Genomic DNA, 14,987 nt, shown 5'->3' on the forward strand with positions numbered 1-14,987 from the left:
CATTCGGATGGGGTGTAAACCCTCACCCGCGCCGCACGCCACAGCGTGGGCAGGCGCGGATAATGCGGCCGATGGAAACCAAGTGGTTAGAAGATTTCGTCAGCCTCGCGGAAACGCGCAGCTTCAGCCGATCGGCCCAATTGCGGCATGTGACCCAGCCCGCCTTCTCGCGGCGCATCCAGGCCTTGGAAGCCTGGGCGGGCACCGATCTGGTGGACCGCAGCTCGTACCCCACGCGCCTCACGCCAGCGGGCAAGACGCTGTACGACCAAGCCCTGGAGATGCTGCAGGCCCTGCAAAACACCCGCGCCATGCTGCGCGCGCACACCAGTGCGGGCAAAGACATGATCGAGTTCGCGGTGCCGCACACGCTGGCGTTCACGTTCTTTCCGGCCTGGGTGTCGAGCCTGCATGACAAGTTCGGCCCCTTCAAAAGCCGCCTGATTGCGCTGAATGTGCACGACGCCGTGATGCGGCTGGTGGAAGGGGGTTGTGACCTGCTCATTGCTTACCACCACTCCTCGCAACCCTTTCAGCTGGATGCAGACCGCTACGAGATGGTGAGCCTGGGCCAGGAGGTGCTTTCGCCTTACAGCAAGCCCGATGCGGATGGCGAGCCGCTGTTCCGGCTGCCCGGCCGTGCGGGGCAACCGCTGCCTTACCTGGGCTATGCGCCAGGGGCTTACCTGGGGCGGGTGACGGAGCTGATCCTCAAAGAGTCCGCCACGCCCATCCACCTGGAGCGGGTGTACGAGACCGACATGGCCGAGGGCCTCAAGGCCATGGCGCTGGAGGGGCATGGCGTGGCCTTTCTTCCGCACAGCGCGGTCAAGAAAGAACTGCGTGCCAAGCGGCTGGTCGGCGCCGCCCCATCGGACACGGATGGGCTGCAAATGCTCATGGATGTGCGCGCTTATCGCGAGAAGCCCGCGGGCAAAGAGGCCCCCAAGGGCACTGCCCAGGCCCTGTGGGCCTACCTGCAAACGCAAGCCAACCCATGCTAAGGGTAAATACCGACATAAATATTTTGCATAGTTGGGCGCGCAAACGGCATTGGAATTTCACAGGGGCGACACGTAAAGTTCGCGCCGTGCGCTTCGGGGCTCCGCCATACGCCGCAGTGGCTGCGTGATGGCACGAAGATTGCAAACACCTGTTTTCAGTTTATTCACCGAGAGGCCGCATGAAACATCAGCATTGGGGGTTGGCATGGTGCCTTGCGGCCCTGTGTTGCACATCTGCCGCCTCGGCCGCCACCGTGCTGGAGCGGATCAGCGCGGGCGGCAAGCTGGTGATTGCCCACCGCGAGTCGGCCGTGCCGTTCTCGTATGTCGATGCCGCCTCGGGCAAGCCCATAGGCTATGCGATGGATTTGTGCCTGCGTCTGGCCGAGGTGGTGCGCAAGAAGGCGGGCGCCAAAAACATGGACGTAGAGTTCGTGATGGTGTCGCCCTCCAACCGCATGGAAATGATCGAGCAGGGCAAGGCCGACCTGGAGTGCGGCTCCACCACCAACAATGCCGAGCGGCGCCAGAAGGTGGCCTTCACGGTGCCGCATTTCATCACCGGTGCGCGCCTGTTGGTCAAGGCCGCCAGCCCCATCGACCGCCTGGAAGACTTGCAGGGCAAAACCCTGGCGTCCACCAAGGGCACTACGCCGCTCAAAGCCGTGGTGCAGGCCAACCGTGAGCGTCTGATGGGCATTCAGATCGTGGAAGCCCCTGACCATGCCCGGGGCGTGGAGATGGTGGAAAAGGGCGAGGCCGATGCCTTTTTGATGGACGATGTGCTGCTGTACGGCCTGGCGGCCTCGCGCCCCGACCCCAAGGCACTGAAGGTGGTGGGGCGGTTTGTGACCACCGAGCCGCTGGCCATCATGCTGCCCAAGAACGACCCGGACTTCAAAAAACTGGTGGACGATGAAATGCGCCGCCTAGTCACCAGCCGCGAGATTTATCCCATCTACGACAAGTGGTTTGCCCAACCCATTCCGCCCCACAACAAGCCGCTGAACATCCCGGTCAGCTACCTGTTGAGGGACTTTTGGAAGTACCCTACCGACCAGGTTCCGTTCTGAATAAGATCGCTGGTGGCGTAGTTTCATCTGGAAGCATTTGCTTGGCTTGCAAGACAGGCCGGGCAGCGCGCTCAACCCCTCCCTTTTCGATAACCCCCTAAGGAGATACTCATGAAAAAACATTTGCTGGCAATTGCCGTGACCGCTCTGGCCGCAGGCAGTGCGTTTGCCCAAGCCACCGACACCCTGGCCAAGATCAAGGCCTCCGGCAGCGTGACTCTGGGGGTGCGTGAGTCCTCTGGCCTGTCCTACACATTGGGCAATGGCAAGTACGTGGGCTTCCATACCGAAATGGGTGAAATCGTTCTGCACGATATCCAAAAGCAACTGGGTTTGGCCAAGCTGGACATCAAATACCAGCCCGTGACATCGCAAAACCGCGTGCCTTTGGTCACCAACGGTACGGTGGACCTGGAGTGCGGCTCCACCACCAACAACGCTACGCGCCAAAAGGATGTGGCGTTCGCTGTGACCACCTACGTGGAAGAAGTGCGCATGGTGGTGAAGGCTAACTCCAACATCACCTCCATCAAGGACCTGAACGGCAAGAGCGTGGCGACCACCACAGGCACCACTTCGGTGCAAACTCTGCGCAAGCATGAGCGCGCTGGCGGTATCGACTTCAAGGAAGTGTTCGGCAAGGACCACGCCGACAGCTTCCTGATGCTGGAAACCGGCCGTGCCGACGCCTTTGTGATGGACGGCTCCATCCTGGCTGCCAACATCTCCAAGTCCAAGAACCCTGCCGACTACAAGATCGTGGGCGAAGTGTTGAGCGTGGAACCCATCGCCTGCATGCTGCCCAAAGACGACGCTGGCTTCAAGAAGGCCGTGGACGACTCCATCAAGCGCCAGATCAAGGACGGTTCGCTGGCCAAGCTGTACGACAAGTGGTTCATGCAACCCGTGCCACCGACCAACACCAAGATTGGCCTGCCCATGTCTGAAGCCACCAAGGCTGCTTGGGCCAACCCCAACGACAAGCCTGCAGAAGACTACGCCAAGAAATAATTCTTGAACGACTGCCGCCCCTTCGAACAGCGGGTTTGAAGGGGCTTTTTTGTTGGGCCGGCACAAGGTTGTGCCCAATGCAATATCAAGACATTAAAGGGGTGATCCTATGAGTTGGGATTGGCAGGTGTTCTGCCAGGACACCATGGAGCGGGAGGTGGTGCAGGGCTGCTTTGGCAAAGGCGGCGACATCACGTACCTGGACTGGATGCTGTCAGCCTGGGGCTGGACGGTTTCTGTTTCGCTGCTCGCGTTGTTGCTGGCCTTGGTGATTGGCGCGGTGATTGGCACCTTGCGCACGTTGCCCAACAGTCCGATGGTGGTGCGCCTAGGCAATGCGTGGGTGGAGCTGTTTCGCAACATACCTTTGCTGGTGCAGATTTTCTTGTGGTACCACGTGCTGCCCACCCTGATTCCGGCCATGAAGAGTGTGCCGGGCTTTGTGCTGGTGGTGTTTGCGCTGGGCTTTTTCACTTCGGCCCGGATTGCCGAGCAAGTGCGCTCGGGCATTCAGACCTTGCCACGCGGCCAGCGTTATGCTGGTTTGGCTGTGGGTTTCACCACGTTCCAGACCTATCGCTATGTGCTGCTGCCCATGGCGTTTCGCATCATCATCCCGCCGCTGACCAGCGAGACGATGAACATCTTCAAGAACTCGTCGGTGGCGTTTGCCGTGTCGGTGGCCGAACTCACGATGTTCGCCATGCAGGCGCAGGAAGAGACCTCGCGCGGCATTGAGGTGTACCTCGGGGTGACGGGGCTTTACATCATCTCGGCCTTTGCCATCAACCGCATCATGGCGTTCATCGAAAAGCGTGTGCGAATTCCTGGCGTGGTGATTGCCGGTGCCTCGGGCGGAGGCCATTGATATGAATCTCGACTTTTCGTTTTACAACTGGGACCTGATCTCCAACTTCGTGCTCAAGGGGCTGTATTTCAGCCTGATGCTCACGGTGGTTGCCACGATTGGCGGCGTGGTGTTTGGCACGCTGCTGGCGCTCATGCGCCTGTCGGGCCGCAAGTGGCTGGATGTGCCGGCCACCATCTATGTCAACGGCATGCGCTCCATTCCGCTGGTGATGGTGATTCTGTGGTTCTTCCTGCTCATGCCCGCCATCATTGGCCGCCCCATCGGGGCGGAAGTGTCGGCGGTGGTGACGTTCATCGCTTTCGAGGCGGCGTACTTCAGTGAGATCATGCGCGCGGGCATCCAGTCCATTCCCCGTGGCCAGGTGTACGCAGGTCAGGCCCTGGGCATGACCTACGGCCAGAACATGAAGCTCGTGGTGCTGCCCCAGGCGTTTCGCAACATGCTGCCGGTGCTGCTCACGCAGACCATCATCTTGTTCCAGGATACGTCGCTGGTGTACGCCATCGGTGCGTATGACATGCTCAAGGGCTTTGAAGTCGCTGGCAAGAACTTTGGTCGCCCGATTGAGGCCTACCTGGCCGCAGCGGCGCTGTATTTTGTGATGTGCTATGCCTTGTCCTGGATGGTCAAGCGCTTGCACCAGAAGATCGCCATCATCCGGTGATCCGAGAGATTGAGGAATAAACAATGATCGAACTCAAGAACGTATCCAAGTGGTATGGGCCCGTGCAGGTGCTCAACGAGTGCTCGGCCACCATTCAAAAAGGCGAAGTGGTGGTGGTGTGCGGCCCTTCAGGCTCCGGCAAGTCCACGCTGATCAAGACCATCAATGCGCTGGAGCCCTTTCAAAAGGGTGAAATCTCGGTGGATGGTGTGAAGCTGCACGACCCCAGCACCAACTTGCCCAAGCTGCGCAGCCGCGTGGGCATGGTGTTCCAGCACTTCGAGCTGTTCCCTCACCTGTCGGTGACGGACAACCTGACGATCGCGCAGATCAAGGTGCTGGGCCGCAGCGCGGACGACGCCAAGAAGCGCGGCCTGAAGATGCTGGAGCGCGTGGGCCTGATCGCCCACAAGGACAAGTTCCCCGGCCAGCTCTCGGGTGGCCAGCAGCAGCGTGTGGCCATTGCCCGTGCGCTGAGCATGGACCCCATCGTGATGCTGTTCGACGAACCCACTTCGGCGCTTGACCCCGAAATGGTCGGCGAAGTGCTGGATGTGATGGTGGGCCTAGCCAACGAAGGCATGACCATGATGTGCGTGACCCACGAAATGGGCTTTGCCCGCAAGGTGAGCAACCGCGTGATCTTCATGGACGTGGGTGGCAAGATCCTGGAGGACTGCTCCAAGGACGACTTCTTCAACAACCCCGATGCACGCCAGCCGCGCACCAAGGATTTCCTCAACAAGATCCTGCAGCACTGAACTGTTCTCACGGTTTGCGAAAAAAGGCACCTTCGGGTGCCTTTTTGTTGGCCGTTGCGCTGGTGAACGTGCCGCGGTGGGGCGCTTTGTACCCTTTAATCGGACACCCTCCTTTCCACGCCAACCGCCCATGACTGCCATCCTCCGATTTCTGCTGCGCGCGAAGTGCCTGCCCCGCAACACCAGCTTGGCTCCAGCGGCAAGGCTTATGGGCGCTACCCTGCTGTGCTGCCTGCCTTTGCTGGCATCGGCCAATCCACAGTCTCCTCAGGCGCAGGCCTGTGCATTGCTCAAAGCCGTGGCCCAGACCGCGCAACTGGCGGGCGAGGGGCTTGCCACGGGGCGCTATGGTTGCCAGTCGCCGCACGAAACCGCCGATGGCTGGGTGTTTGCGCTGCAATACCTGGAGCCGTCGAAATCCTCGGGAGAACCCCGGCGGCTGGGGCATTTTCTGGTGGATTTGGACGCTGAGACCGTTACCCCTTGGGCCCCGCCATCGCGCACGCTGTCTTCTACAGAGGCACGCCCCAGCGGTGCTGCGGAGGGGGCCGTGTCTGTGCGGGCTTGCGGTGTGGCGTTTGATCTGCCTTCCCAGTACCGCATCACCCGGCCTGTCCGGTCTGTCTCGCGGCAAGGGGTGCGCATGTGTGCATTCGATGTGGTGCCCGCGCAGCCCACGCCCAAGCAGCTGGAGTGCAAGGATGAGGCGGAAGGTGGGAGCCCTCCCTACCCATTGTGTGACTGGGATATCAGTGCCGGCCTAGATTGGCCCACGGTGCAGGTGGCCCGCACGCGATTGGATGCAGACCACTTGCCCCTGGACCCCTTCAACTTTGAGCGGGGGGCTTGGCGCACGCCCAATGCCCATGCGCCAGCGCAGCCCTCCACCAAGGTGTCTTTCTTCGGTCGACAGGCCCGGTATGGCGAAGTGCTCATGCGCGCTTCATGGCGCCGCACCAAGGCCCAGCCTGCCGTGAGCATGCATGCCGGCACCAGCAGTGCGGATGCCTATCTGTTGCAGCTCACGCCACAACTGGCGGTGGTGCTGGTATCGCCCCCCTTGGACTCCGCTGCGCACAAGAGTGAGGGGGTAGGTGGGTGCCACACTTTTTGCCGTAGCCTGCGCGCAGCTGGTCGGCCCAGTGAAGAGCCCTGATGCAAAGTGCTGCCGACGCAGCGGGCGTTCATAAAGGGCGGTGCAGTGCAGTGGCTGCGCAGCCGCTCTTCAGAAGACAAAAGCGCTTTGGGGCGTGTTGCTTGCGCGGCGCTTCTTCTGCACCCGCTCGAGCGGCTAGCGCTTGCCCCGCCGTCCCGCAGGGGCGTGGCTGTCCACGATGAGCTGTGCCTCCATATCCTTCCAAAGGTCATCGCGGCGCTGGAGGGTTTCGGGCACCGCTGCATGCCGCAACTGGGCCACGGCCGACACCAGGGCGTTGCACAGGAAGAAGGCGGCGGTGTACGAGTCGAACGGTGAAGCATTGGACGTGCGCACCAGCACGCGTTGGTGGGCCAGGGCCGCCAAGGGCGCGGCACTGCTGTCGGTGATGCTGAAGACCTGCGCGCCAGCATCCCGAAACCGCTGCGCCACCTTCACCGGGCCACTGGCGTAGCGGCGGATGCTGAAGGCCAGCAGCACATCCTCGGGCTGCACCCACAGCAATTGATCGGTGGTGTCTATGGCCCCGGCGCCCAGCTCTTGCACGCCGGGGCGGCACATGTTCAGGTGCAGGGCCAGCCAGGCGGCCACGGGGGCGCTGTTGATCTGCGCCAGCACATACACCCGGCCGGTGCCCTCGGCCAGGCGGGTGGTGATGGCCTCAAAGGCCGCCATGTCCAGCCCGTCGCGGGTGGCGTTCAGGTTGTGCTGGTCGTGCAGCAGGGCGTCGTCCACGCACTGCTGCAGGCTGCGCTCGGTGCCGATGGTGACGGGCGCGCGCTGCCCCGCCGTCTGCAGCAGCGCCGTGACTTCGGCACGGGCCTCGCGCTGGGCTTCGGCATAGCTGGCGTAGCCCAGTTTGGCAAACAGCCGTACCACGGTCGAGGCACTGGTGCCGTGGCGCGTTGCCAGGGCGGTGGCCGATTCCAGCAGCGCATGGGGGTAGTCACGCTCCAGGCCTTCGGCCAAGGCGCGCTCGCTGCTGGTGAGTGTGGCGCTTTGGCGGGCCAGGCGTTCGGTCAGCAAGGCGATGGGCGTTTGCAATGTAGATTTCATTGAATGGTGTTAATGAAAAAAGTATTGCAAACACCGGCAGCGCATGCAACACTTATCTGCAGATTTTGACCCCGCTGACGGGGCGCTACCCCATCGACGCAAGGAAACCATGCAAGACACTGCCGCAGCCCTCTCCACCGCCCTGACCATTGAGCCCGCCGTGCGCACCCAGGTGCTGGACTGGCTGGCCAGCCAGCAGCAAGCCATGCAGGACCTGCTGCAAAAAGTGGTCAACATCGACAGCGGCAGCCGCGACGAAGCGGGCGTGACGGCCGTGGCCCATGCCCTGGCCGAACGTTTGCTGGCTGCGGGCGTGCCTGTGCAGTTCGAGCCCGTGCCTGGCTATGGCGTGTTGCTGCATGCGCAGGTCAACGCTGCAGGGGCCGGGGCACCCATCATCCTCATGGGGCACATGGACACGGTGTACCCCGCAGGCACGGTGGCCAAGCGCCCCTACCGCGAAGAAGCGGGCCGGGCCTACGGCCCCGGCGTGGCCGACATGAAGTCGGGCCTGGTGCTCAACGTGTTTGTGGCCGAGGCATTTGCGCGCTGCGGCGGCCTGCAGGCACCGCTGCACCTGTTCTTTTCGTGCGATGAAGAGATTGGCTCGCCCGCCACGCGCGACCTCATCACTGCCCGCGCGCGCGGGGCACGGGCGGTGCTCAATGCCGAGCCCGGCCGCGTCAGCGGTAACCTGGTCACCAGCCGCAAGGGCTCGATGGTGGTGGAGTTTGAGGTGCAAGGCGTGGCCGCCCACGCAGGCATCAACCACGCCGCAGGCGCCAGCGCCATCGACGCGCTGGCCCGCAAGACGCTGGCGCTGCACGCGCTGACCGACCCCGCCACCGGCATCACCGCCAACGTGGGCGTGGTGCAAGGCGGCATCGTGCCCAACATGGTGGCGCCCCACGCCAAGGCCGAGGTGGACCTGCGCTTTACCGCCGACACCGACCCCGATGCCTTGCTGGAGCGCGTGCGCGCCATCGTCGAAGAAGAATCCGTGCCCCGCACCCAGGGCCGCATCACCGTGGCCCGCCGCACCATGCCGATGAAGACCACGCCCGAGTACCTGCTGGCGCTGTACCAGCAGGGCGCACGGTCGCTGGGCTTTGAGGTGCAGGGCGAATTCACGGGCGGCGCGGCCGATAGCGGCCTCACCGCCTCGGTGGGCGTGCCCACGCTGTGCGCCACGGGCCCCGTGGGCGGCCACCCGCACACCGAGCGCGAATACTGCGAACTGACCACCTTTGTGCCACGCGCACAGGCCGTGGCGCTGGCCGTGCTGGGCCATCCTTGATCTGCCTTGCCTTGCCTTGCCTTGTTGAAACCTTCTCCTGATTTTTTGAGCTTACCGATGGCCATGAACACACCTTCCCGCCGCAGCCTTCTCTCCACTGGCCTGGGCCTTGCAGGCCTTGCCGCGCTGCCCGCCCTGGCACAAGACAAATTCCCTGCGCGCCCCATCACGCTGGTGGTACCGTTCCCGCCCGGCGGGTCGGTGGACATCATGGCGCGCCAGTATTCCGAGCCACTGTCGCGCGCTTTGGGCGTGCCCGTCATTGTCGAAAACCGCGCAGGGGCCGGTGGCTCGGTCGGTGCCTTGTATGTGGCGCGCGCCAAGCCCGATGGCTACACGCTCGTGGTCTCGTCCCAAAGCAGCCACCTGGCCAACCCGCTCACGCAGCCCAAGGTGGGCTACGACGCGGTCAAAGACTTCGAAAACATCGCCATCCTGGGCCGTCAGCCCAACGCCCTGGTGGTGCACAGCAGCTTGCCGTTCAAGACCTTCAAGGAATTCATCGACTACGCCAAGAAGAACCCCGGAAAGCTCAACTACGGCAGCGGCGGCGTGGGCAGCATGGGCCAGCTCAATGTGGAAATGCTCAAAGTCTCCACGGGCGTGTTCACCACGCACATCCCTTACCGGGGCGGCACACCGCTCATCACCGGCGTGCTGGCCAACGAGGTGCAGTTCATCCTCGACAACCTGGTCATCATGCTGCCCCACATCCAGGCAGGCAAAGTGCGCGCCCTGGCCGTGGCGGCCGACCAGCGCCTGCCCCAGCTGCCCGATGTGCCCACCCTGGCCGAAGTGGGCTACCCCGAGCTGAACCTCACCTCCTGGACCGGCCTGGCCGCCCCCGCCGGGACGCCCGAGGCCGTGGTGCAGACCCTGTACAAGGCCGTGCGCCAAGTGGCCACATCGCCCGCCATGATTGCCAACCTCAAGGACCGGGGCGTGATCCCGCCCGAAGAAATGGCCCCGGCCGCCTTTGAAAAGATGATGGCCGATCGCCTGGTGAAGTTTGGCGCCGTGGTCAAGCGCGCAGGCATCACGGCCGAGTGATCGAGGTTTGAAGTCATTTAGCGGCCTGGCGCTTGATGAATAAGCGCTGGCAGCTATTGATTTTGTAGCGATATGCAGGCTGCCGCCGGGCGCTGTGCCCCCGTGTCGGGCGTGCCTGGCGCCCGGTGCCGCGAGGGTTGGTGGGACAATATCGCCCCATGACTGCAGCACTCCAAACCCTCACCATCACCCGCCCCGACGACTGGCACCTGCATGTGCGCGACGGCGAGCCCCTGCACACCGTCGTGCCCCACACCGCCGCCCAGTTTGGCCGCGCGATCATCATGCCCAACCTGCGTCCACCGGTCACCACGGCCGAGCAGGCCCTGGCCTACAAACAGCGCATCCTGGCCGCCGTGCCCGCAGGCGTGAGCTTTGAGCCGCTGATGACGCTGTACCTCACCGACAACCTGCCGCCCGAAGAGATCGCCCGCGCTAATGCGGCTGGTGTGGTCGCCTGCAAGCTCTACCCCGCTGGCGCCACCACCAACAGCGACGCAGGCGTGACCGACCTGCGCAAGACCTACAAGACGCTCGAAGCCATGCAGAAGGCAGGCATGCTGCTGCTGGTGCACGGCGAAGTGACCAGCAGCGACATCGACCTGTTCGACCGCGAGGCCGTGTTCATCGAGCAGCAGCTCATCCCGCTGCGCCGTGACTTCCCGGAATTGAAGATCGTCTTCGAGCACATCACCACCAAGGACGCCGCCGACTACGTGATGCAGGTCGATGGCTTCACGGCCGCCACCATCACCGCGCACCACCTGCTGTACAACCGCAACGCCATCTTTGTGGGCGGCGTGCGTCCCCACTACTACTGCCTGCCCGTGCTCAAGCGCGAAACGCACCGCTTGGCCCTGGTGCAAGCCGCCACCAGCGGCAGCAGCAAGTTCTTTCTGGGCACCGACAGCGCCCCCCACCCCGCACACCTCAAAGAGCACGCCAGTGGTTGCGCAGGCTGCTACACGGCCCATGCGGCCATGGAGATGTATGCCGAGGCGTTCGACAACGCCGGTGCGCTGGACCAGCTCGAAGGCTTTGCCAGCTTCCACGGCCCCGACTTCTACAACCTGCCGCGCAACACCGGCACCATCACCCTGCGCCGCGAATCGTGGACGCCGCCCGAGAGCTTCGTCTTTGGCGAAGCCAACCTCAAGCCCCTGCGCGCCGGTGAAGCGTTGCCGTGGCGCCTGGTGTAGACCGTATTGACTGGGCGGCCCCCTGGCTGCAGCCCTGGCGCGCGGTGGGTGAGCCGCTGGCGGCGCGCATAGTGGCCGCCACGGCAGACATGGCTGCGGCGCCAGCCGATGAAGCAGAGCCGGGCCTGCCCGTGCATGCCGCCTTGTCTGCTGCATCGGGCGCCCCCCTGCGCTTTGTGCCCCAGTCAGATTTGCCCGAAGGCACCGCCTACGAGCAGCACATCTTTGACACCCGCTGCGTGCCCACGCGCGACAACCTGCACGACTTCTTCAACGGCCTGGTGTGGCTGCACTGGCCGCAGGCCAAGCGCCGCATGAACCAGCTGCAGGCCCAGGCCATTGCCGCCCAGGGCGTGGGCGCGGTGCGCGGGCCCTTGCGCGATGCGCTCACGGTGTTCGACGAAAACGGCGCCCTGCTGCAGGCGCCCGAACCCCTGTGGGCCGCACTGCATGCACGCGACTGGCAGCGCCTGTTTGTTGACCTGCGCCCGCTGTGGGGGCAAGCCCGCTTGCTGCTGCTGGGCCATGCGCTGATGGAAAAGCTGGTGACACCCAGAAAACCCATGGTGGCGCACGTCTACAAAGCGCCAATAGCTATTGAATCCATAGCAAATCTGGACGCCTGGCTGGCCCAGGCTCTGCAGCCCGAACCCTGGGCGACCAAGCCCTTTGCACCGCTGCCGGTGCTGGGCGTGCCCGGCTGGTGGCCGGCCAACCAAAGCGCATCGTTTTACGACGACGCTCAGGTGTTCAGGCCCGCGCCTTTTTTGCATAAGCAAAGCTGAAACCCTTCGTTGAAGGGGGCAGGGTGGCCATGCACCATGGCGGGCTCCATCACCTGCTTTCACATCGCCATGAAACGTCGTACCTTGCTGTCTGCGGGCGCTGCCGCCCTTGCTGTGCCCGCTTTGGGCCAAGCGGCCGAGCCGCTCAAGGAGTTGCGGCTGGACTATGCCTACTACTCGCCATCCAGCCTGGTGTTACGGCGCTTTGGCTGGTTGGAAGAGGATTTTCGCAAGGACGGCGTGAACATCAAATGGGTGTTCAGCGCAGGCAGCAACCGGGCGCTGGAACACCTCAATGCCAGCAGCATTGACATCGGATCGTCGGCCGGACTGGCGGCCTTGCTGTCCAGGGCCAATGGCAATCCCATCAAGGCGCCCTACATCTTCTCGAGGCCAGAATGGACGGCGCTCGTCGTCACGCGCGACAGCCCGATCCAGTCGATCAAAGACCTCAAGGGCAAAAAGGTGGCGGCCACCAAAGGCACTGATCCCTTCCTTTTCCTGCTGCGCGCACTGCCCACAGCGGGGCTCAAGCGCTCGGATGTGGAGATCGTGGCGCTGCAGCACGCCGATGGCCGCACGGCACTGGAGCAAGGCCGCGTGGACGCCTGGGCGGGTTTGGACCCGATCATGGCCGCCAGCGAACTGGACTCCGGCTCGCGCCTCATCTACCGCAACGTGGCCTTCAACACCTATGGCTTCTTGAATGTGCGCGAAGAGTTCCTGGCGCAGCAGCCCGCCGCCACGCGCCGCGTGATTGCGCAGTACGAGCGTGCCCGCCAATGGATACAGGCCAACACCACCGAGGCCGCCAAAATCCTTGCCGAAGAGGCCAAGGTCAGCCTGCAGGTCGCCCTGCTGCAGCTCAAGCTGCGCACCGATCTGAGCCACCCCCTGCCATCGCAAGAGCATGTGGCTGCGCTGCAAGCGGCTGCGCCCATCCTCCTGTCTGAAGGCCTGGTCAAACCCGGCACACCGCTGTCCAAGGTCGTGACCGACCTCGTGGACACCCGCTTTGCGCATTCTGTCGTTCGCCCTGCCGTCTGACCTTTGATATGGCCCTGCCCTGGGTGCTGCGCCTGGGGCTGTGGTCCTTCACTTGGATACCTGCCGTGGCCGCAAACCCCCAACCCATTGACGCATCCCTCCTTTCTGCCCCCTCGGCACATCGAGCCTGGGCGGCTTCGCCGCGCTGGGACGACGCCAGTGGCTTGCCTGTGTCGGCGATGGCGGGCCCAGCGCGTGCTGGCTTGGTGTCACGGTGGGCAAGCCTTTTGATGGGTTGGTGGCTGCCTTTGCTCACCTTGGTGGCGTGGGAGTCGGCGGTGCAGTGGGGCTGGGTGCGTGCCCATGTGCTGCCAGCCCCCAGCGAGGTGGCCCAGACCCTGTGGTCTTTTGGTGTGCAGGGTTTGGCCGCACACCTGCTGGCCAGCACTGGTCGCGTGCTGGCTGGCTATGCGGCCGGGGCTGCCTTGGGTGTGGGATTGGGGGCGCTGGTGGGCCTGTCGCGCCGCAGCCAAGCGGTGTTGGACCCCAGTTTCCAGGCGCTGCGCGCCATACCATCCCTGGCCTGGGTGCCCCTGTTGCTGCTGTGGCTGGGCATCGATGAGGCGCCCAAGATCGTGCTGATCGCCATCGGCGCCTTTTTTCCCGTGTACCTGGGGGTGGCCTCAGGCTTTCGCGATGTGGACCGCAAACTGGTCGAGGTGGCGCGCATGTACCGCCTGCCCCGTCTGGCCCTGGTGCAGCGGGTGTTGCTGCCTGCGGCCTTGCCCTCCGTGTTCACGGGCTTGCGCAACGGCCTGAGCTTGGCGTGGATGTTCATGGTGGCGGCCGAACTGATCGCGGCGACCAAAGGCCTGGGCTATTTGCTGACCGATGGGCGCGAAACCGGACGTGCCGACATTGTGCTGGCCGCGATCGTGCTGCTGGCGGTGCTGGGCAAAATCACCGACACGGCCATGCAGTGGCTGGAGCGGCGACTGCTGGCCTGGCGTGACACCTACGACAACACCGGGGGGCGGGGCTGAGCATGGTCCATCCCGCCTCTGAATTGGGTGCAGCAGCGGCCCCATTGCTCGATGTGACCGTGCACCGCAAAGCCTTTGACCAGCGGCCCGTGCTGCAGAACCTGCGACTGAGCTTGCGGCCGGGCGAGGTGGTGAGCCTGGTGGGCGCCAGCGGCTGCGGCAAGAGCACATTGCTGCGCATCATTGCGGGGCTGGACACTGATTACCAGGGCCAGGTGCTGCTGGCGGGCCAGGTGCAGACCGACATCACCCGCGATGTGGGTTTCATCTTTCAGGAGCCGCGCCTGTTCCCTTGGCTCACTGTGGCAGAGAACGTGGCCTTTGATCTGGGGCGGGGCGGTCGCCACCACCCCCAAGTGCCACTGCTGCTGGACGAAGTGGGCCTGGCTGGGCTGGGTGAGCGCTTGCCCAAACAACTTTCGGGCGGACAGGCGCAGCGCGTGGCCATTGCACGCGGCCTGTTCACCCGGCCGCGCCTGCTGTTGCTGGACGAGCCCTTTTCTGCCGTGGACGCCTTCACCCGCATCAAGCTGCAAGAGATGCTGGCGGGCCTGGCCCTTCGCCACGGTGTGGCCGTGCTGTTGGTCACCCACGACGTGGACGAAGCGCTGGTGCTGAGTGATCGCATCGTGGTGCTGGAGGCAGGCGGCGCCCAGCCTCCGCTTGAAATCGCCGTGCCCCTGCACCGGCCCCGGTTGCGCGAAGGCGCGGCGCTGGCGACGCTGCGAAGCCAGGTGCTCCAAGCGCTGCGCCACGCCCACGCTATTTGAGGCTCTGCTCCCCATCCTTGGGCGCTTGCACAAGCGCTTTCCCATCAAGGGGCCAGGAGCCTCTGTTCCTCGTTTGCGTGGCGGCCAACGCGTTCGCGCAGCGGTTCTGAAGGGGGTTAATTCCCGTTGCAGCCTGGGGATTCGTGCCGTTTTGGGGTTTCGCCCTAACATCGGGCCATTCAAACGGGCAGATGGGGCGTGCCGTGGGTTGCTGCCAGCGATGGTCTTGATTCACGGCAGTCATCCCCCACTTAAATGCC

15 protein-coding genes are annotated in these 14,987 nt (G+C 63.9%); 14 read left to right on the forward strand and 1 reads right to left on the reverse strand.

Annotation, left to right across the window (positions count from 1 at the left end):
• The first annotated feature begins 71 nt into the window (after positions 1-71).
• From CLU86_RS21355 to CLU86_RS21385, 7 genes are all read left to right on the forward strand, one after another.
• Positions 72-1,004 carry a LysR family transcriptional regulator gene (locus tag CLU86_RS21355; protein WP_099743029.1) on the forward strand — a complete coding sequence of 311 codons (933 nt, stop codon included), beginning with the start codon at positions 72-74 and terminating at the stop codon, positions 1,002-1,004.
• A 179-nt stretch (positions 1,005-1,183) separates the two neighbouring features.
• Positions 1,184-2,077, forward strand: coding sequence for an amino acid ABC transporter substrate-binding protein (locus tag CLU86_RS21360; RefSeq protein WP_099657863.1), 894 nt, complete (start codon positions 1,184-1,186; stop codon positions 2,075-2,077).
• Between the two features lie 111 nt (positions 2,078-2,188).
• Positions 2,189-3,088 (forward strand): amino acid ABC transporter substrate-binding protein, encoded by a 900-nt coding sequence (locus CLU86_RS21365; RefSeq protein WP_099743030.1) that lies wholly within the window; start codon positions 2,189-2,191, stop codon positions 3,086-3,088.
• 109 nt (positions 3,089-3,197) lie between these two features.
• Positions 3,198-3,956, forward strand: coding sequence for an amino acid ABC transporter permease (locus CLU86_RS21370; protein ID WP_099657865.1), 759 nt, complete (start codon positions 3,198-3,200; stop codon positions 3,954-3,956).
• A 1-nt stretch (position 3,957) separates the two neighbouring features.
• Positions 3,958-4,623 carry an amino acid ABC transporter permease gene (locus CLU86_RS21375; RefSeq protein ID WP_099657866.1) on the forward strand — a complete coding sequence of 222 codons (666 nt, stop codon included), beginning with the start codon at positions 3,958-3,960 and terminating at the stop codon, positions 4,621-4,623.
• 23 nt (positions 4,624-4,646) lie between these two features.
• Positions 4,647-5,384, forward strand: a complete 738-nt coding sequence (locus tag CLU86_RS21380; protein WP_099657867.1) for an amino acid ABC transporter ATP-binding protein — start codon at positions 4,647-4,649, stop codon at positions 5,382-5,384.
• A gap of 130 nt (positions 5,385-5,514) precedes the next feature.
• The gene (locus tag CLU86_RS21385; RefSeq protein WP_143226762.1) at positions 5,515-6,540 is read left to right on the forward strand and encodes a hypothetical protein; all 1,026 of its coding nucleotides are present in this window, start codon (positions 5,515-5,517) and stop codon (positions 6,538-6,540) included.
• Between the two features lie 135 nt (positions 6,541-6,675).
• Here CLU86_RS21385 and CLU86_RS21390 read toward each other — a convergent pair whose 3' ends face one another.
• Complete coding sequence (locus CLU86_RS21390; RefSeq protein ID WP_099743032.1) at positions 6,676-7,596, reverse strand: MurR/RpiR family transcriptional regulator; 921 nt, start codon at positions 7,594-7,596, stop codon at positions 6,676-6,678.
• 109 nt (positions 7,597-7,705) lie between these two features.
• Between CLU86_RS21390 and CLU86_RS21395 the strand changes: the two genes are divergently transcribed.
• From CLU86_RS21395 to CLU86_RS21425, 7 genes are all read left to right on the forward strand, one after another.
• Positions 7,706-8,893 (forward strand): M20 family metallopeptidase, encoded by a 1,188-nt coding sequence (locus tag CLU86_RS21395; RefSeq protein WP_099743033.1) that lies wholly within the window; start codon positions 7,706-7,708, stop codon positions 8,891-8,893.
• Positions 8,894-8,950: 57 nt separating this feature from the next.
• Positions 8,951-9,943 (forward strand): tripartite tricarboxylate transporter substrate binding protein, encoded by a 993-nt coding sequence (locus CLU86_RS21400; protein WP_099743034.1) that lies wholly within the window; start codon positions 8,951-8,953, stop codon positions 9,941-9,943.
• A gap of 158 nt (positions 9,944-10,101) precedes the next feature.
• Positions 10,102-11,142 carry a dihydroorotase gene (gene pyrC / locus CLU86_RS21405; protein WP_099743035.1) on the forward strand — a complete coding sequence of 347 codons (1,041 nt, stop codon included), beginning with the start codon at positions 10,102-10,104 and terminating at the stop codon, positions 11,140-11,142.
• Positions 11,127-11,927 (forward strand): DUF3025 domain-containing protein, encoded by an 801-nt coding sequence (locus CLU86_RS21410; protein WP_233195158.1) that lies wholly within the window; start codon positions 11,127-11,129, stop codon positions 11,925-11,927. Before pyrC ends, CLU86_RS21410 begins: the two co-directional genes overlap by 16 nt.
• A gap of 69 nt (positions 11,928-11,996) precedes the next feature.
• Complete coding sequence (locus tag CLU86_RS21415; protein WP_099743756.1) at positions 11,997-12,974, forward strand: aliphatic sulfonate ABC transporter substrate-binding protein; 978 nt, start codon at positions 11,997-11,999, stop codon at positions 12,972-12,974.
• 179 nt (positions 12,975-13,153) lie between these two features.
• The gene (locus CLU86_RS21420) at positions 13,154-13,957 is read left to right on the forward strand and encodes an ABC transporter permease (RefSeq protein ID WP_099743757.1); all 804 of its coding nucleotides are present in this window, start codon (positions 13,154-13,156) and stop codon (positions 13,955-13,957) included.
• 2 nt (positions 13,958-13,959) lie between these two features.
• Positions 13,960-14,727, forward strand: a complete 768-nt coding sequence (locus CLU86_RS21425; RefSeq protein ID WP_099743036.1) for an ABC transporter ATP-binding protein — start codon at positions 13,960-13,962, stop codon at positions 14,725-14,727.
• The last annotated feature ends 260 nt before the right edge of the window (positions 14,728-14,987 follow it).

Origin of the sequence: Acidovorax sp. 62 (assembly GCF_002754495.1) — a bacterium.
In the GTDB taxonomy this organism is placed as follows: domain Bacteria; phylum Pseudomonadota; class Gammaproteobacteria; order Burkholderiales; family Burkholderiaceae_C; genus Acidovorax.